The sequence below is a fragment of the Gammaproteobacteria bacterium genome, from assembly GCA_016200485.1.
Classification (GTDB): domain Bacteria; phylum Pseudomonadota; class Gammaproteobacteria; order Tenderiales; family Tenderiaceae; genus JACQEP01.
Map to the genome: position 1 here is coordinate 60,069 of JACQEP010000016.1, position 17,209 is coordinate 77,277.

The following is a 17,209-nucleotide window of genomic DNA, read 5'->3' on the forward strand; positions in this document are numbered from 1 at the left end:
AATTACGATGTAAGACGCCAATAACTGAAGCAAGCGTAGCCCGGATGAAGTGAAACGGAATCCGGGACTGACGATAGGATAAACGATAAATACCTCGATTCCGCTACGCTTCATCGAGGCTACATTGAATGTACGAACACGAACACCACAACAAACAACAACACAACCGGCGTGGCCGGTCCTGGGGAAAGAAGTATGAAACACGCTGAGATGACGACCACCCAATTCAAACTCAACACCCTCGCCCGCGCACTGCGCGTCGCGGCGATCAGCGCCGGGATGGTGTGGAGCGCGGGGGCGGGGGCGGCGGAGATGTGTTCCATCGGCGACGGAGGGATCGTCAATTCAACATCGAATACGCCGTCCAACTTCGCCGGCGTCACCCTTAACAAAACCCTGACCCTGCTCAACCAAGTCAACAACATCCGTGGCGCGACCTATGATCCGGTCAAGGGCGAAGTGGTGTTTGTGGGTGAAGGCGCGGTTCAGGGGGTGATCGACATGGACGATCTGGTGGTGGCGATCAATTCCGTCTTCGCCATGAATCAGGACCCCGGCATTACCTTCTATACGGCGGATACCGCCCGGGCTTATCAGACCGGATTGTGGGATGTCACCTACTTCGGCGCCACTCGCAACCGCAACTTCGGCCAGATTCTGTTCGAGGCCGATTATCTGCTTAAACAACTGTCACTGGGGATTGCCGAGAACGGCGCATTGCTTCAGACCGCATATCCGGGCTTGCCCAGTGATTACAAAGGTTTCGCCGAGCGCATGTTCAAGGACAACCTGACGCTGCAAGATAACAGTGGCAATGCGCTGTCGGTGGAGTTCTGGTTTGCCCCCAAGGCGGTGACGCTGGCCAAGACGGATGCGACAGAGGGGAGCCAATCGTTTGTGTTCCGTGAAGCAGACATCGTAGGTCGGGTTAGCGTAGCGTAACCCGACATGATATGTCATTGAAATGAGATACCGGCGTGTATTCATCCCCGGAGGATCGTTCTTTTTTACTCTCGTAACAGAGGAACGCCGTCCATTGCTTTTGAACGCGACGACGATTGACGTGTTGCGCGCGGCTTTTCGCGCGGTGCGCGCCAGGCATCCCTTCGAAATAGATGCGATCGCGGTGCTCCCTGACCATCTGCATTGTATCTGGACCCTGCCGCCTGGCGATGCGGATTTCTCCAGACGCTGGCGCCTGATCAAGACCTGGTTTACCAAACATTGCGACCCGGCGTTGCGCATCGCCCCGAATCGTTCCCGTGCCACAAAGCAGCAACAGGCCATCTGGCAACACCGGTATTGGGAGCATGCCTTGCGGGATGAAGCAGATTTTGTCCGCCATGTGGAATACATTCATTACAACCCGGTGAAACATGGGTATACGTCATCACCCTTGGCATGGCCCTATTCCAGTTTTCACCGCCACGTTGGGGAAGGGATATATCCCGCGGATTGGGGACAGGCCTCATTGGATTTCGAAGGTGTTGGGCATGAGTGAGCGGCTAGGTCGTCGGGTTACCCTAAAGGACTAGGACTTTCAGTCCGTCGCGCCCGCTAACCCGACCTACAATACTGTCGCTCTGTTGCGCCGCCTCCTCCGGCAAGGGATAATTGCCCGCTAATCGTGTATTTATCGCTGAGAACCCCAAGCTCCATGAAACAACATTTGCAACAGCTCGTTACCCAGGCCATCCGCACCCTGCAACAGAACGGCACCCTGCCCGGGGGGTTGGATGCCACCCCGTTGCTGGAGCGCTGCCGCGATCCGCGCCATGGCGATTTCGCCTGCAACAATGCGCTGATGCTGGGCAAGGCCGCAAAACAGAATCCACGCCAGCTGGCGGAAAAGCTGATCGCCGCATTGCCGACATCGGATCTGGTCGCCAAGATCGAGATTGCTGGCCCAGGCTTTATCAATTTCACGCTTAAACCAGAGGCCTATCAGGCGGCGGTCACGGATGCGCTGGATCAAGGCAACCGCTTTGGCCGTTCGAGCGTGGGTGCGGGTAAGTCTATTCAAGTTGAATTCGTTTCCGCCAACCCGACCGGCCCGCTGCATGTCGGCCACGGCCGTGGCGCAGCTTATGGCGCTACCGTCGCCAACCTGCTCGCCGCTGTGGGCTTTAACGTCCATCGCGAGTATTACGTCAACGACGCCGGACGGCAGATGGATATCCTCGGCACCAGCATCTGGCTGCGGTATCTGGAACAATGCGGCGAGAAGTTCACCTTCCCCAGCAACGGCTACAAGGGTGAATACGTGCGCGAGATTTCCGGCGCGCTCTACAAAATGCGTGGCATCACATTGCGCCACTTCGCCGACGAAGTGTTTGCCGATATCCCCGCCGATGAACCGCAGGGCGGCGATAAAGAAATCCATATCGATGCCCTGGTGGCGCGGGCGAAAAATCTGCTTGGTGCCAGCGCCTATCGCGAAGTGTTTGATCTCGGTCTCGACACCGTGCTGGCCGACATCCGCCAGGATCTGGAAGAATTTGGTGTCACCTATGATCAGTGGTATTCCGAACATTCGCTGACCGAATCCAATGCTGTCGAACGTACCCTGCAACGCTTGCGGGATAATGGTTTTGTTTATGAAAAAGACGGCGCGCAGTGGTTCCGCTCCACCGAATTCGGTGATGAGAAAGACCGCGTCGTGGTGCGCGAGAACGGCCAGATCACCTATTTCGCCTCTGATATTGCCTATCACATGGACAAGATGGAGCGCGGTTTTGAGCGTGTGATCGACATCTGGGGCGCCGATCATCACGGTTACGTACCGCGCGTCAAAGGCGCGCTCAAGGCACTGGGCGATAATCCGGACAAACTCGACGTGCTGCTGGTGCAATTCGCCATTTTGTATCGCGGCGGCGAACGGGTGCAGATGTCGACGCGCTCAGGCCAGTTCGTAACACTGCGCGAATTACGCGCTGAAGTCGGCAATGATGCCGCGCGTTTCTTCTATGTGATGCGCAAGTGTGAGCAGCATATGGACTTCGATCTTGATCTGGCTAAGTCGCAATCTTCCGACAATCCTGTTTATTACATTCAGTATGCTCATGCCCGTGTCTGTAGCGTGCTGCGGCAATTGACGGAAAAGGGCTTTAGTTACGATGCGGCCCAAGGCCGTGCCAGCCTGCATTTGCTGCATGAAGCCCACGAACAGACGCTGATGATGAATCTGTCGCGTTATTCTGAAATCCTTGAGATGGCGGCGCTCAATCACGAACCGCACCAGCTGGCGCATTATCTGCGTGATCTGGCCAATGATTTTCATGTCTATTACAACTCGCATCAGTTCCTGGTCGACGAGGCGGCGCTGCGCAATGCACGTCTTACCTTGATTCAAGCCGTGCGCCAGACTATTAAGAATGGCCTTGAGCTGCTCGGCGTCAGCGCGCCGGAAAGCATGTAAGCCGCTGTGAAAGATTACAAAGGCAGCTCCAGCAAAGGCAAGTCCAAGAGCAAACCGCGCGGCAAAGGCCGAGGCGGCAGTAGCACACCTGGCTGGGTGATGCTGGTCACTGGCTTGGTGATTGGCGGACTGGTCGGTGTTGGCGCTTACCTATTTATTAAAAAAGACGGCACTCCGCAATCAGACACTAAAACGGCTGCCGAAACCAAACCTGTCTCCAAAGCACAGCCTGCTGAAAGCTCCAAATCAAAAGCTGAAGCCAGAAAATCTATACCAGAGAAACCGCGCTTTGAATTTTATACTTTGCTACCGGAACAAGAAGTTGTAATTCCGGACAACGAAATACGCGAACAACAACAGCGCATCGCTGAAAAACAAAGCGGCAAGTACGTTATCCAGGTCGGCTCATTCCGCCACAAGGAAGACGCTGACAGCCTCAAGGCTAAACTTGCCTTCCTTGGCGTCGAGTCCAGTATCGATAGCGTTTCCAGCAATGAGGAAACCTGGCATCGTGTTCGTGTCGGCCCCTTTACTGATACCCGCGAAATGAACCGCATTCGTAATCGGATTCACGCTAACAAAATGAACACGCTGGTAGTAAAGATACAAGGTTGATCCCGACATCAAAACCGTCTATGTCTGCCGAGAAGCCTGAAGGGAGTACGCCGCGAAGATTCGGTGCATTAAGCGGCCGCAGCAGGAGCAATTGCCGAGATTTGTGGTGAGAAATGCGGGTTAATATCAAAAAACAGCTTAAACTGGCCGAGAAATTACTCAGCGAGGGTAAACTGCTGGCGGCCAGAGATGCTTATTTCACGGCATGCCAACAGGCTCCGAATGACGATAAGATTTGGGCAAAATTAGGATCGATCGCCAAACAGCTTAATCACCCAAGAGATGCCGTATTTGCCTTCGGTAAGGCAATCGCGGTCAACTCCAATATTGCAGCCTATTATCTCGAACTGGCCCAGGCACAGGCTAGCTTGCAAAATTACACTGATGCCGAACGCAATTTTCAAACCCACATCTTGATGCAACCGGATTCAACGGCAGGTTGCCATGCCATTGCCTTTTTTTATCGTCGGCTTGGCCGGCTCAATGACGCCGAAAAATATTATCGTCAGGCCATCTCCCTCAACAATGCCGACCCGCAACTACACATTGAACTCGGCGGGTTGTTACAACAACTTGGCCGTTTTCAAGAGGCGTTGACCGCCTATGAAACGGCACGCCAACTGGACCCCGACAACCCGTTGATTTATGACTGCATCGGATCCATCCACCGCGACCAGTGTCTGTACGAGCAGGCATTCATCGCATTCAAGCGTGCCCTGGCACTTAGTCCTGCGCATGAAGCGAGCTATCATTTCAACATGGGTATCACCTATCAGGAGAGGGGCCAGCCACAACAAGCACTGAACCACCTGGAAAAAGCACTCAGCATCGACCCAAACCATGCCCACGCTAAATTAAGCCGCGCGCATCTACTGCTGGCGCTGGGCCGTTACAAAGAAGGCTGGGTGGAATTCGAATCCCGCCTGCAACATCCGGAGTGGTTGCAACAATATGGCAACCTACAATTATCTGCGCCACGTTGGGATGGAAAACCGCTACCTGATGGCACGCTGCTCGTCATTGCGGAGCAGGGATTCGGCGACACCCTGCAATTTTGCCGGTATCTGCCGCTACTGGCACAGCGTTGCCACAAACTGATTGTTTACTGCAAACCTGAATTAGTCCGCCTGCTGCGAAATGTCGATGGCATTAGCGAGATCATCAGCACGCGCGATGTGCTCGATGATCGCCGTATCGATGCATGCGTTTACATGATGAGTCTGCCACATTACCTGGCCCCTGAGCCTGTTCACTGGAATGGCACCTACCTCACTTCTGATACAGTCCTGCGTGAACAGTGGCAGCAGCGTATCAGCGACGCCGGTTTCAAGATTGGTCTTGTCTGGGCAGGTAGTCCGTCTCATCAGAAAAATGCCGTTCGCTCCTTGTCGTTACCCGCTTTTAATCCATTGGCGACTGTTGCAGGCGTTAGTTTCTACAGCTTGCAGAAAGGGCCGAGGGCAGAACAACTTGCAACGCCGCCGAAGGGCTTGTCCATTACCGACTTAGGTGCTCAGATCACTGACTTCGCCGATGCGGCTGCCGCCATCTCATGCCTTGATCTGGTGATTTGTGCAGATACCGCAACCGCCCATCTCGCCGGTGGACTGGGTAAAGCGGTGTGGGTGCTGCTCTATTTTCCACCTGACTGGCGCTGGCAACTTGAGGGCGAATCTAGCGTATGGTATCCCTCGATGCGGCTGTTCAGACAAGACACCACACGCGACTGGTCTCCTGTAATCGAAAATGTCACTGCTGAATTGCGTAAACTGTCTGCCAAACAATGAAGAAGCAAACGCTCAATCTCAACACTGCCAAGCGCAAAGCTGAAGCTTTGCTCCAGCAAAATCACCTGCCTGAAGCCAAGCTTGCATTTGAGGAGATCTGCCAAGTCTTTCCCGGCAATGCGGAAATCTGGCTGAATTATGGCGCCGTAAATGGCATGCTCGGCGATCTGGTTGCCGCCGAAAATGCTTTTCGCCAAGCAATCACCATCAATCCCAGTCTAACCCAGGCACAATTCAATCTTGGCCAATTACTGATTCGCCAGGGACGACTTCATGAAGCCGAACCCTGCTGGCGCACTTATACGCGACTCAAACCTGAAGATGGCGAAGGCCCCTATCAACTGGCTAACATTCTCAAGCGCATAGGCAAACCGGATGAATCACTTTCTTTTTACCGCAGTGCATTGCAACTGCAGCCCAAGAACGCCGATTTGATAGTTAACTACGGAGAAGCTTTGCGTTTATGCGGCCAGCCCGATGCGGCGGCCACTCAATACCAAGCCGCGCTGGCATTGGCGCCAAATTCGGCACAAATCTACCTCTTCCTCAACGAACTACACATTGATCGCTACGAACTTGTTCAAGCCGAGACCGCCTTGAACAAGGCATTAACACTTGACCCCAGCCTCCATTCAACTGTGCTTCAGGGTAAAGCGTCATTACGTTCCGCCAAGGGAGACTTTCTTGGTGCCCTGCAATATCTCGATGAAGCCGTACAACGATTCCCTGACGATGTTACTGCACATTGGGGACGTAGCTTACAATTGCTCTTGCTTGGACGTTATGCCGAAGGCTGGCAAGAACACGAATGGCGCACCCGCTTTTGGCGCTGGCAATTGCAAATGGGGAAATGTGATTTCAACATGCCGCGCTGGAATGGCGAGCCACTGCAGGGTCGCACCATTCTCGTTTATGCTGAACAGGGTTTTGGCGACACTATCCAGTTTGTTCGTTACGTCCCGTTACTGGCCGAGAAAGGCGCCAAGGTGATTTTCTATTGCCAGGCAGAACTGATAAAACTGCTACAGAACATCCCCGGCATCACGAAAATAGCCGTCAAAAATTACGAGCAGGCGCGCAGTGAGTCATGTGATTTTCATATTCCACTGATGAGTCTGCCCCACTTTTTTGGCACCACCATCGACACCATTCCGTCACCCGGAGCTTACTTAAAGACCGACCCTGCACTCAGCGCTCAATGGCGCCAAAAAATCAATCCTGAATATTTCAATGTTGGGCTGGTATGGGCCGGCAGTGGATTTCACGTCTCCAATCAGCGGCGCACCGCCGGGCTCAAGGATTTTTCCTGCTTGAGCACAGCACCTAACACCCGGTTTTATAGCCTGCAAAAAGGCTCCGCTACGACCCAAATCAAGTCCTCAGAAGTTAAACTCGATCTTGTTGACCTTTCAACAGAATTGAATGACTTTGCCGACACCGCCGCCGTCATCGACAATCTTGATCTGATCATCACCGTGGATACTGCCGCCGCGCATTTAGCAGGCGCACTCGGGAAATGTACCTGGACCTTGCTTTATTTCCCACCTGAATGGCGCTGGCTGCTTGATCGCGAGGATAGCCCCTGGTATCGCTCGATGCGTCTGTTCCGCCGCGCAGCAGACGGGGACTGGAGCAACGTAACCCAACGCATTTGCGCTGAGCTTGCCAAACTCAGCGCGGACAAAAAATAATCATCAGCGCTTCATTGGATGAAAATCAGAATTCAGGACCTCCTGAAATCCATCCACCTTTATATCAAAGCTTTTGTGAAAACAGAGCATGTTCACGGACACTATCCCAGGGTAAAGATTCTCGTTATCGCGAGCGAAGTTATTCGGGTTAAATAATGGTGGCATATGCCAGTAGAGCCGGTAATCCAGCGACTGAATCAACTCAATTAGAGCCTTTGATTTATCCAGCCGGTCATTCTCGACATATAGCGCTGGTTTGTAGCGCGAGATTAATGCCTTGGCACCGCTGATCACGTCATGCTCCATGCCTTCAACATCAATCTTGAGCAGCTTTAGTTTTGGTGGCTCAAGGAAATCATCCAGCTTAACCACGCGCACTTTATCGCCATAATCGAATTTATTGACTTCGACACCACCAAAGTTGCCCTCCTGATCATAACGAATCCCTGGCAAAAGAATGGTCCCCTCCTCCAAACCAGCGGCCATTTGAAAACAATATGCGTTCTCGATGCTATTGAGCGCCATATTGGCACACAGTGTGTAATAGACGATGCGTTGTGGCTCAAACGCATAGACGCGCCCCTGATTGCCGACCATCGCTGCGAGCACCATGGTATGGGTACCAATATTGGCACCCACCTCGACGACCACATCCCCTGGCTGGCATAACTGCCGGAACAACTCGACCTCGGCCTCGGAAAATTCACCGTATTTTTCAACTGCTCTACCGATATAAATATCATTCTTATTGTAGACAATATGGCCGTACTTCCCTTTCACTACTGCGTTATAACCGGCAGTATCAATAATCTTTTGCACCATAACGCCCCGCCTTCCGCAAAAATCGTTTAATCGAAATTGTAGTGCTTTTTTACAGCCTGTTTGATATCCCAAGTACAAGCCATACCTGCCGGAAACACCACCAGATTACCCTTACCCACTCGCACTGGCGCGCCGTCTTTAGGCGTGACAATTACATCACCTTCAAGAAAATAGCAGGTTTCGGCAGAATCGTAGGTCCACGGGAATTTTGAAACCTCTTTGGTCCAGATTGGCCATTCGAGCACGCCCGCCTGTTTCAACTTTTCTGGTGATGGTTGTTTTTCGACTTTGATCTCGTTCATGGCATTCATCCTTTTAGCATACGGCTACCCACCACAGAGACACAGAGGGCACAGAGGGCACAGAGGGCACAGAGAAATTTGTTTTCCAGCAGGTCGAGCCCCAGAATCCCATTTTCAACAGCCCACCAGAGAATGACGGATTGCTTTCAAGATTAAATCTCCGTGTCCTCTGTGTCTCTGTGGTGAATAATTACTCTTTGAAATAAGTGTAGCCGCGCAGCCCGAGCGTCAGCTCTTCCAGATAGCTCTGGCGACGATCCGCGGTCAGCTTGCTTGTCTCCAGTTTGCTGCGGAAGGCATTCAACAAATCTTCCGGCTCGTAGTGCACATACCGCAGCAACTCATCCGCCGTATCGCCGCGCTCCGGATGCACCAAACGATATTTACCATCGGCGGTTAGCTCAACATCGACAGCATCAGTGTCACCAAACAGGTTATGCATATCGCCGAGAATTTCCTGATAGGCTCCGATCAACATCATACCCAGCAAATAGGATTGCCCCGGCGTGTAGTCATGCAATGGCAACGTGGTTTCCACGCCTTCGCTGTCGACATATTGATCGATGCGACCATCGGAGTCACAGGTCAAATCCTGAATCACCACCCGTCGCGAGGGCGGCTCGTCGAGCCGATGTAGCGGCATGATCGGAAAAATCTGCTTGATCGCCCACACATCCGGCAGCGATTGGAACAACGAAAAATTGCAGAAATATTTATCGGCCAGCTTCTCATTCAGTTCGTCATGCAGTTCGCGTTGCGAACGGCTGCTGATCTTGAGCAGTTCACGTACCCGCCAGCAAATCGCAAAATAAAGTTGCTCTGAACGCGCACGCTGTTCAAGCGTCAGAATGCCGTGGGTATACATGTCCTGCGCCTCGCCCAGCCAATGCACTGCGTCATGGTAAGCCTCCATCACCGAGCGCGAACTCAGGCCGTCATAGAGATACCACAGGTTCTGGATCACCATCGGCTCGTCTTCGTTCACCGGTGCAATCTTTTCCGCGCGCGGCGCACCGTCGCGGTCAATGACATTGGTGATCAGCATCGCATGATGCGCTGTCATCGCACGCCCCGATTCGGAAATGATTATCGGGTGGGGCAGATCAAGCTCGTTGCAAATTTCCCACAGTGCATGCACGACGTTGTTGGCATATTCCTGCACGCTGTAGTTCATCGAGCAATAACTGCGCGAGCGCGTGCCTTCGTAATCGATACCTAGGCCACCACCGACATCCACGCAGCGGATATTCGCGCCCAGGCGCCGCATCTCGGCATAATAACGCGCCGCTTCGCGCATGCCTTTTTGAATGTCGCGGATATTGGGAAGTTGCGAACCGAGATGGAAATGCAGCAATTGCAGCGCATCGAGCTTGCCCGCCGCGCGCAAGCGCTCGATCACGTCCAACACCTGATTCACCGCCAACCCGAATTTGGATTTCTCGCCACCGGTGTTCTGCCATTTACCAACACCAATCGACGCTAGCCGCATGCGCACGCCAATTAAAGGCTCAATTCCCAGCTTGGCCGATTCGTCCAGCACCAGATCCAGCTCGGAGAGTTTCTCAATGACGATATGCACACGATGGCCAAGCTGAATACCGATCAGCGCCAGCCGGATATATTCGCGGTCCTTATAACCATTGCACACCACCACGCCGCCGAGATTCGACAAGGCCAGCACCGCCATCAACTCTGGTTTACTACCGGCCTCGAGCCCGACGCGATCCCCGCCGTGATTGCGAATATGCTCGACCACCGTCCGCTGCTGATTGACCTTGATCGGATACACCGCCGTATAGCCGCCGCGATAGCCGTCGACTGCCATCGCCTGAGTAAAGGCGCCGCAAAGGGTATCCACCCGATCCTTGAGGATATCGGTGAAACGCACCAGCACCGGCCACGACAGCCCCATATCACGCGCCTCATGGGCCAGCTGATAAAGATCGATGCCGGGACGGCTACGGTCGCGGTTCGGGTACACCAGCAAGCGCCCGCCGGGACCGACATCAAAATAACCGCCACCCCAGTGTGAAACGTTATACGTCTCGCGTGCGGCCTCAATATCCCACTGCATAGCGCTCCTCAACCGGGCATAAACCCCGGGGTTGATATAAAATGTCGGATCGTTATTATACCCACCCGGCCGGGTTTCGGCCTGCTTTACCGCACGAGGACTCTTTCATGGCGCTGGATAACACCTGGTTCACCGAAATCCACCAAGCCGACGGCTCAGCCTTCTCGCTCAAGGTCAAGGCCAAGCTGCACGAGGAGCAAACCCCCTTCCAGCGTATCGAGATCTACGACACCGTGAACTGGGGCAAGCTGATGACCATCGACGGCTTTTATATGGTCTCCACCCGCGATAACTTTCTCTATCACGAGATGATGAGCCACCCGGCGCTGTTCACCCATCCCGATCCGAAAAAGATTCTGATCATCGGCGGCGGCGATTGCGGCACGCTGCGCGAAGTGCTCAAGCACAATGAAGTCGAGCGTGTGTGGCAAGTCGACATCGACGAGGCCGTCACCCGCCTCGCCGAGATTCATTTCCCCGAGCTGTGCGAATCCAATGGCGACCCGCGCGCCAAAGTATTGTTCGATGACGGTATCAAGTGGGTGAAAGATGCCGAAACCGCCAGCGTCGACATCATCATCGTCGACAGCACCGACCCCATCGGCCCGGCTGAAGGTTTATTCAACAAAGCCTTCTACGAGCAATGCCACCGCATCCTGCGCGGCGGCGGCCTGCTGGTACAGCAAAGCGAATCGCCGCTGTATCACTTGAAGCTGCTCAAGGAAATGCGTCACGCCATGCTCGGCGCCGGCTTCACCGCCACCAAGACGCATTACTTCCCACAACCGGTGTATCCATCCGGCTGGTGGAGCGGCACCATGGCTTGCAAAGATAATCAAATCCAGGGCTTTCGCGAACAGGATTCGCGCAACAAGCAATTCAAAACCCTTTATTACAACGTCGACATCCACCGCGCTGCGCTGGCGCAGCCGGAGTTTTGTAAAGAGGCGGGGTTGGGTTAAACATTATCGGCAAATATAATTTGTTAGTAGCTTGTCACTTTAGGGCCAGATTCGTTGTTGCACGAAGAGGGAAGAGACCTACTCCCTTCCAGCCGCCTTGAGTGGATTAGGCTCAGACTTACTGTTACTAGCAGGATTAATCCCACTACCCCAAGTGACACCAACACTGGTATCTTGACCACATCTAGCAACAACATCTTGCCACCGATGAAAACCAGCATCGCCGCCAGGCCATACTTAAGAAAGACAAAACGGTCAGCGAAATCCACCAAGAGAAAATACATCGCCCGCAGCCCAAGAATAGCAAATACATTCGAGGTCAAAACGATGAACGGATCAGTGGTCACCGCGAAGATCGCCGGGATGCTATCAACTGCAAATATCAAGTCGCTAATCTCCACCAATATCAACACCAGCATCAAGGGTGTGGCATAACGTACGCCATCATGTAAGATGAAAAATCGCTCCCCATGCAATTGGGTAGTGACAGGATAATGTTGTCTCAGCCAGTGCACTACAGGGGTCGTCTCAAGGTCCGGCCGTTCATTCGCAAACCACAACATCTTGATACCGGTAACGATCAGGAACACTCCGAAGAGGTAAAGCACCCAGTGAAACTGGACGATCAACCAGCCACCCAACAAAACCATCACAGTGCGCATAATAATGGCACCAATCACGCCATGACAGCACACGCCTTTGCAACTCGATAGGCACTGCAAAAAAACTGAATATCGTCAGCCAGACAAAAACATTGTCAATCGCTAGAGACTTTTCTATCAAATAGCCGGCAAGAAACTCTAATGCCTTTTCATTGGCAAGCTCACGCCCACTTGTGACCTCCAAGTACCACCAAAGGCCTGCGCAAAATAGCAAGGCCACTGTTACCCACACACCGGACCATACAGCCGCCTCCTTGAATGACACGCGATGCTGCCTTCCACCGCGCAGCAGCAAATCTAGCAACAACATAATAATGACAAGGGCAAAAAACCCAATCCACATCCACCACGTGCCAATGCTATCCATAATCGATCTCTCCGAGAGAGTGCTTTACCCGTGATTACTCATCTGAGGGAAAACAGCCCGGGCCGACACCCCAGGCTTCAGATTTACCTCCTCACTCAATGAATTAAGCAGCACGCTTACCAGCACTGTCTGACTGCACTTCATCGAAGAACGTAAAGATCTGCACCGGCTGGTTATAACCAGCAGCAGAGCCTGGCTTCGGTGACTGAGGCAAAAAGGCGCTACGAATCCCAACCATTTGATAAATCGGATCAAAACCTAACATTCCTGTCATGATGATCGGGATCGACACTAGGGCAGTGAAAACACCCCATTCAACTGGACCACTTCCTAACAACGTGACACTGAGCAGCGCAGCTCCAAAACCGAGTCTCCCAAACCGATCAGGCCAGCCCATATTGATACCCGCATTGGCATCGCGGTAATGATAAGTGCGTAGATCCATTGGCTGAGCCCTTAACGTTGCCGTCCGTTTACCTAACAGGGCATAAATCGGATCCCATGCGATCAGGGCTGTGATAATCAGAGGTATCGCCACCAAGGTCATAACCACATTGACTCCACGTGGCTCACCCGCCGATAATTCGATACCGATCAACAGCGCCCCTAAACCCAATCGCGCGATACGATCGAGAGATCCCACGTTAATACTGCTAGTGGTGTCATAAGTTGTGCCAGTTGCGTTCATAGCTTACCTCCTCAGTGATAAGTGGCGTTGAAATCACTTCCGTTCAATTACAGTATTGGCGAAGGCATTGATTTAGTGAAATTGATATTGTTACGATAATTCATAGATTTTTGTCTATGGATAAACCCGACCATGCTTAGATTGGCCCGTCATGTCACCCTGCGGCAACTCCAGGTGTTCGCCACTATTGCACGCCTCAACAACTTTACTCGTGCAGCAGAGGAGCTGCATCTGACCCAACCAACGGTGTCGGCCCAGATCAAATCGTTAACGGACAGCATCGGTCTACCTCTATTCGAGCAGATCGGCAAGAAAATCTACCTTACCGCCGCGGGGAAGGAACTTTACAAAACGGTTCAGGAAATCTTTCGTAACCTAGATCATGTCGAGATGAAATTGGCCGCGCTGCGTGGACTCAAGCAGGGCACCCTTAGCATTTCAGCCATTAGTACCGCCAAATATTTTGTGCCTGAAGTAATGGGCAAATTCGTCAAGCGATTCCCCGGCATCGATGTCTCTATCAGCCTCGGCAACCGGGACCATGTACTGCATCGTCTGCTAGCCAACGAAGACGACCTCTACATCCTTGGCCACAATCCACCAATCGACGATGGGATCGAAGCAATGTCCTTCACGCGAAATCCATTGTTCGTGATGGCCCACCGCAATCACCCGCTAGCCAAGCAACACAACATTCACTTGCGCGATATCGCTGCACAACCGTTTATCGCTCGTGAGCCTGGCTCCGGCATCCGTGATGCCACCGAAAAATTGTTCGCTCGACACGGATTACGTCTCAACGTACGCATGGAACTGAGCAGCAACGAGGCCATTAAGCACTCCTTGGCAGGAGAGCTTGGTCTAAGCGTTCTGTCCTTGCACAGTATTATTTGGGAAGGCAGCCGCGGGCCGCTTACAATCCTAGATGTGGAGGAGTTCCCCATCGAACGTCAATGGCATGTCGCCTTTCCACGGGGCAAGATGCTATCTGTAGTAGCCGAGGAGTTTCTGCGTTTTCTACAACAGGAGGGCAAGATACTTGAGACTATGATCGAGGCATTTCTCTCCAAGCATCAACACCACGATAAAGCCCGCTCACGTCGACCGAAAGTACGTTAGACCAATTTCGCATTTTATTGAGCGAGTCTACATCAATCACATTGCATTAAAGAAGTGACGGCTACGGTAAGACCACAAAACATAAGCAAGGCGTAACAAAACCAAAAAGTCTGCGTTGCAGACTTTTTGGTTAGCATGAAGCTACCACACCTGAGCCCCGAAGTTAATCACAAATCCCGAATTTCGCCGAAACCTCACAGGTTTGCACAACGAAAAGACAGCATGGTTTTTGTTACTAAATACCTGATTTTAGTTCTTCTGGGCTGGACAAGTGTTAATGCCCGCTAGTGCGTATGCAGGACACCAGCCGATAACTCCCGTCACCAGCGGCACAACCCCGATCCAAGCCCACACCCCCAAGGTACCGGTTGCCGCCAAACCGACCAGCACCAAACCGGCCACCACGCGCACCACTCGATCAATTGTTCCGACGTTCATTTGAGTCTCTCCTGTTCAGATACCACTATTATTATAGCCCGGGTTATTAACCACCCTTGATTTAATAATAGTGGGTACCTGCAGCAGATGTATGTAACCTAGTCGCATAAGGTTATACAAATGCAACAAGATTGATCATTGATATCAAACACGAACGGCTTCGGCAACAACGAAAATCGCCCCTACATTTAAGAGACGGCGCATATCATGAACAGATTTGGTTCAAAAAAATCGGGCGCCACCGGGGCGCCCGTAGGGAGGGAGGAGGGGGATTTTTATTATGGTTATAAGTTGTAACCACGCTCGTTGTGCGAGGACACGTCGAGACCTTCGCGTTCCGCTTCTTCTGGCACGCGCAGTCCCATGACCATGTCCACCAGTTTAAACAGCACGAAGCTGACGATGCCAGACCACAACACGGTAATGCCTACGCCCCACAACTGGCTGATGATCTGGCCAGAAGCGGAGAACTCGGCCACTTTCATAGTGCTGTAATCAAACACGCCAAGGCCGCCCAATGCTGGATTGACGAAGATGCCGGTGCCGATCGCGCCGAGAATACCGCCAACGCCGTGGACACCGAAGACATCCAGAGAGTCGTCATAGCCCAGCATTTTCTTCAAGCCGGTGACACCCCACAGACACACGACGCCAGCGGTTAAACCGAGCACGAGCGCGCCCATGGGTCCGACAAATCCGCACGCTGGCGTGATGACCACCAATCCCGCTACCGCGCCGGAAGCAGCGCCGAGCAGTGACGGCTTACCTTTTATCATCCACTCTGCCAACAGCCAGGACATGGTTGCGCAAGCGGTTGCCAGCAGCGTGTTCACCATGGCCAGTGCGGCCACGCCGTTGGCTTCAAGGTTGGAACCGACGTTGAAGCCGAACCAGCCCACCCACAGCAACGCCGCGCCGATCATGGTCATGGTCAGGTTGTGCGGCGCCATGGATTCACGACCGTAGCCGACGCGTTTGCCGATCACCAGCGCACCCACCAGCGCAGCGATACCAGCATTGATGTGCACCACGGTGCCACCGGCAAAGTCCAGCGCACCCTTGCCGAAGATAAAGCCCGCCGGGTCACCAAACGCTGAAGGACCACCCCAGAACCACACCATATGCGCAATCGGCAGATAGGAGAAGGTGAACCACAACGCGGAGAACACCAGCAGTGCAGAAAACTTGATACGTTCGGCGAAACCGCCCACGATCAATGCAACGGTAATCGCGGCAAAGGTAAGCTGGAACATGGCGAAGATGTATTCCGGAATCACCACGCCCTTGCTGAAGGTTTCCACCACCGACTCCGGCGTGACGCCACTCAGGAACATCTTGCTCAGACTGCCAACAAAATTATTCATATCACCGCCCGCTGTGAATGCCAGGCTGTAACCGTAGATCACCCATAACACTGCAATCATGGCGAAGATCACAAAGACTTGTGTCAGCACCGACAACACATTTTTCGTCCGCACCAAACCGCCGTAGAACAGCGCAAGACCGGGGATGGTCATCAGAATTACCAACACCGTGGCCACGATCATCCAGGCGGTATCGCCCTTGTCAGGAACGGGAGCAGCGGGCGCTGCTTCAGCCGGAACCGCAGAAGTCTCCACCACTGCTTGTGCAGGCTCTTGCTTCATTGTTGATGTTTCATCTGCCAGGCTCAGTGGTGAGACAAACAACATCACACTGAGCATCATCCACTTCAATATCAGTTTCATTGTTGTCCCCCTTCTTACAGCGCTTCAGGACCGGACTCGCCGGTGCGAATACGAATGGCTTGCTCAAGATTAAAAACGAAAATCTTGCCGTCGCCGATTTTGCCTGTGCCTGCCGCCTTGGTGATCGTCTCGATCACGCGCTCGAGCAGGCCATCATCGATAGCGATCTCGAGTTTGACCTTGGGCAAAAAATCGACGACATATTCCGCGCCACGATACAGCTCGGTATGCCCCTTCTGCCGCCCAAACCCCTTGACCTCGGTGACGGTGATGCCCTGCACCCCGATCTCCGACAGCGCCTCTCGTACATCGTCTAACTTGAATGGTTTAATAACTGCTGTGACTAGTTTCATAACTCGCTCCTTCCAATAACCGTGGGCCCTAATCCCGTACCAATCCAATCCAATGGTGAGGGAGATGGAGCATGAGCCGTGCCAATGTTAATTTTTATTAATTTACAATGAGTTATGATTTTCGCCCGACATGGAACGTGACCTAATGCACCAGGAAACACCCCCCTCAAGCACAAATGCACCA

General features: G+C 52.9%; 15 protein-coding genes and 1 pseudogene. 8 read left to right on the top strand and 8 right to left on the bottom strand.

Annotated features, from left to right (window positions below):
* The first annotated feature begins 195 nt into the window (after positions 1–195).
* From HY272_10350 to HY272_10375, 6 genes are all read left to right on the top strand, one after another.
* A complete protein-coding gene (locus HY272_10350) occupies positions 196–942 on the top strand; it encodes a hypothetical protein (GenBank protein MBI3773084.1) in 747 nt (248 codons plus the stop codon).
* Positions 943–964: 22 nt separating this feature from the next.
* The gene (locus HY272_10355) at positions 965–1,501 is read left to right on the top strand and encodes a transposase (protein ID MBI3773085.1); all 537 of its coding nucleotides are present in this window, start codon (positions 965–967) and stop codon (positions 1,499–1,501) included.
* A gap of 156 nt (positions 1,502–1,657) precedes the next feature.
* On the top strand, positions 1,658–3,418 hold the full coding sequence (locus HY272_10360; protein MBI3773086.1) for an arginine--tRNA ligase: 1,761 nt from the start codon (positions 1,658–1,660) through the stop codon (positions 3,416–3,418).
* 6 nt (positions 3,419–3,424) lie between these two features.
* A complete protein-coding gene (locus HY272_10365) occupies positions 3,425–4,033 on the top strand; it encodes an SPOR domain-containing protein (protein ID MBI3773087.1) in 609 nt (202 codons plus the stop codon).
* Positions 4,034–4,146: 113 nt separating this feature from the next.
* The gene (locus tag HY272_10370; protein ID MBI3773088.1) at positions 4,147–5,820 is read left to right on the top strand and encodes a glycosyltransferase family protein; all 1,674 of its coding nucleotides are present in this window, start codon (positions 4,147–4,149) and stop codon (positions 5,818–5,820) included.
* Positions 5,817–7,511, top strand: coding sequence for a tetratricopeptide repeat protein (locus HY272_10375; protein MBI3773089.1), 1,695 nt, complete (start codon positions 5,817–5,819; stop codon positions 7,509–7,511). The genes HY272_10370 and HY272_10375 overlap by 4 nt, the downstream gene beginning before the upstream one ends.
* Before the next feature lie 3 nt (positions 7,512–7,514).
* Here the strand turns inward: HY272_10375 and HY272_10380 are convergent, their stop codons facing one another.
* The 3 genes from HY272_10380 to speA form a co-directional block, all read right to left on the bottom strand.
* On the bottom strand, positions 7,515–8,333 hold the full coding sequence (locus HY272_10380; protein ID MBI3773090.1) for an FkbM family methyltransferase: 819 nt from the start codon (positions 8,331–8,333) through the stop codon (positions 7,515–7,517).
* A gap of 26 nt (positions 8,334–8,359) precedes the next feature.
* Complete coding sequence (locus HY272_10385) at positions 8,360–8,644, bottom strand: cupin domain-containing protein (GenBank protein MBI3773091.1); 285 nt, start codon at positions 8,642–8,644, stop codon at positions 8,360–8,362.
* 181 nt (positions 8,645–8,825) lie between these two features.
* Positions 8,826–10,709 carry a biosynthetic arginine decarboxylase gene (gene speA, locus HY272_10390; GenBank protein ID MBI3773092.1) on the bottom strand — a complete coding sequence of 628 codons (1,884 nt, stop codon included), beginning with the start codon at positions 10,707–10,709 and terminating at the stop codon, positions 8,826–8,828.
* Positions 10,710–10,816: 107 nt separating this feature from the next.
* Between speA and speE the strand changes: the two genes are divergently transcribed.
* Positions 10,817–11,671, top strand: a complete 855-nt coding sequence (gene speE, locus HY272_10395) for a polyamine aminopropyltransferase (protein ID MBI3773093.1) — start codon at positions 10,817–10,819, stop codon at positions 11,669–11,671.
* A gap of 23 nt (positions 11,672–11,694) precedes the next feature.
* Here the strand turns inward: speE and HY272_10400 are convergent.
* Together HY272_10400 and HY272_10405 are read right to left on the bottom strand one after the other, a co-directional pair.
* A pseudogene (locus HY272_10400) lies at positions 11,695–12,700 on the bottom strand (TerC family protein).
* A 103-nt stretch (positions 12,701–12,803) separates the two neighbouring features.
* Positions 12,804–13,388: a DUF2892 domain-containing protein gene (locus HY272_10405; protein ID MBI3773094.1), complete on the bottom strand. Its 585-nt coding sequence runs from the start codon at positions 13,386–13,388 to the stop codon at positions 12,804–12,806.
* 120 nt (positions 13,389–13,508) lie between these two features.
* On the opposite strand from HY272_10405, the gene HY272_10410 reads away from it, so the two are divergent.
* Positions 13,509–14,507 carry a LysR family transcriptional regulator gene (locus tag HY272_10410; protein ID MBI3773095.1) on the top strand — a complete coding sequence of 333 codons (999 nt, stop codon included), beginning with the start codon at positions 13,509–13,511 and terminating at the stop codon, positions 14,505–14,507.
* Between the two features lie 249 nt (positions 14,508–14,756).
* Here the strand turns inward: HY272_10410 and HY272_10415 are convergent, their stop codons facing one another.
* From HY272_10415 to glnK, 3 genes are all read right to left on the bottom strand, one after another.
* On the bottom strand, positions 14,757–14,945 hold the full coding sequence (locus HY272_10415; GenBank protein MBI3773096.1) for a DUF2892 domain-containing protein: 189 nt from the start codon (positions 14,943–14,945) through the stop codon (positions 14,757–14,759).
* Between the two features lie 284 nt (positions 14,946–15,229).
* Entirely contained in the window at positions 15,230–16,651 is a 1,422-nt protein-coding gene (locus tag HY272_10420) for an ammonium transporter (protein MBI3773097.1), read from the bottom strand.
* A 35-nt stretch (positions 16,652–16,686) separates the two neighbouring features.
* On the bottom strand, positions 16,687–17,025 hold the full coding sequence (glnK, locus tag HY272_10425) for a P-II family nitrogen regulator (protein MBI3773098.1): 339 nt from the start codon (positions 17,023–17,025) through the stop codon (positions 16,687–16,689).
* Between the last annotated feature and the right edge of the window lie 184 nt (positions 17,026–17,209).

Excerpts from the sequence above, each read along its gene's own strand:
- HY272_10375 (MBI3773089.1), top strand. The coding sequence starts at position 5,817 with ATGAAGAAGCAAACGCTCAATCTCAACACTGCCAAGCGCAAAGCTGAA.
- speE (MBI3773093.1), top strand. The coding sequence starts at position 10,817 with ATGGCGCTGGATAACACCTGGTTCACCGAAATCCACCAAGCCGACGGC.
- HY272_10405 (MBI3773094.1), bottom strand. The coding sequence starts at position 13,388 with ATGAACGCAACTGGCACAACTTATGACACCACTAGCAGTATTAACGTG.
- HY272_10355 (MBI3773085.1), top strand. The coding sequence starts at position 965 with ATGAGATACCGGCGTGTATTCATCCCCGGAGGATCGTTCTTTTTTACT.
- HY272_10380 (MBI3773090.1), bottom strand. The coding sequence starts at position 8,333 with ATGGTGCAAAAGATTATTGATACTGCCGGTTATAACGCAGTAGTGAAA.
- speA (MBI3773092.1), bottom strand. The coding sequence starts at position 10,709 with ATGCAGTGGGATATTGAGGCCGCACGCGAGACGTATAACGTTTCACAC.
- HY272_10360 (MBI3773086.1), top strand. The coding sequence starts at position 1,658 with ATGAAACAACATTTGCAACAGCTCGTTACCCAGGCCATCCGCACCCTG.
- HY272_10385 (MBI3773091.1), bottom strand. The coding sequence starts at position 8,644 with ATGAATGCCATGAACGAGATCAAAGTCGAAAAACAACCATCACCAGAA.
- HY272_10415 (MBI3773096.1), bottom strand. The coding sequence starts at position 14,945 with ATGAACGTCGGAACAATTGATCGAGTGGTGCGCGTGGTGGCCGGTTTG.
- glnK (MBI3773098.1), bottom strand. The coding sequence starts at position 17,025 with ATGAAACTAGTCACAGCAGTTATTAAACCATTCAAGTTAGACGATGTA.
- HY272_10370 (MBI3773088.1), top strand. The coding sequence starts at position 4,147 with ATGCGGGTTAATATCAAAAAACAGCTTAAACTGGCCGAGAAATTACTC.
- HY272_10420 (MBI3773097.1), bottom strand. The coding sequence starts at position 16,651 with ATGATGCTCAGTGTGATGTTGTTTGTCTCACCACTGAGCCTGGCAGAT.
- HY272_10350 (MBI3773084.1), top strand. The coding sequence starts at position 196 with ATGAAACACGCTGAGATGACGACCACCCAATTCAAACTCAACACCCTC.